Origin of the sequence: Paraburkholderia humisilvae, from assembly GCF_902859855.1 — a bacterium.
Classification (GTDB): Bacteria; Pseudomonadota; Gammaproteobacteria; order Burkholderiales; family Burkholderiaceae; genus Paraburkholderia; species Paraburkholderia humisilvae.
Map to the genome: position 1 here is coordinate 1 of NZ_CADIKH010000498.1, position 547 is coordinate 547.

A 547-nucleotide genomic window follows, 5' to 3' on the forward strand; every position below is an offset into this window, starting at 1 on the left:
AATGCCGTCCACTGAACAGCCCCTCCAGACCTTTTCGCTTGCTCATCACCGGCTACCAGTTTGATGGCCGGCTACTTTAACCGATTCACCGAAACTATTTGCACCAGAGCCTGGCCGAGCAGGCAGCCACGCTGCCCGACACGCGCTTGATCTATGTGGCGGATCGGGAAGGTGACATTGCGGCGTTGATGCGGCGAGCTCTGGAGCTGGGCCATCCTGCTGACTGGTTGATCCGCTCGCAACATAACCGCAGCCCGGGAGCCCAGGCCAGGCTGTGGGAGGCGGTCGAGGCGAGCGAAGTGCTCGGGGAGATAACCTTCATCTTGCCCCGGCATGCTGGCCAGAAGGCGCGCGAAGTCAGACAGGAGTTGCGCGCGCAACGCGTGAGGTTGCCGGGCCGCCAGGAACTGGCTATCACCTGCCTGGTTGCCCAGGAGAGCGGCACACCTGCTGGCGTGAAGCCTGTGGTGTGACGATTGGTGACCAACCGCGAAGCGCACGACCTCGATGCGGTGATCGAACTGATCGACTGGTATCGGGCGAGGTG

Annotated in this window: 1 protein-coding gene; it reads left to right on the forward strand. The window is 62.5% G+C overall.

The features are described 5' to 3' along the window. The first annotated feature begins 98 nt into the window (after positions 1–98). Entirely contained in the window at positions 99–473 is a 375-nt protein-coding gene (locus tag HV796_RS43225) for a hypothetical protein (RefSeq protein ID WP_175233670.1), read from the forward strand. Positions 474–547 lie beyond the last annotated feature (74 nt).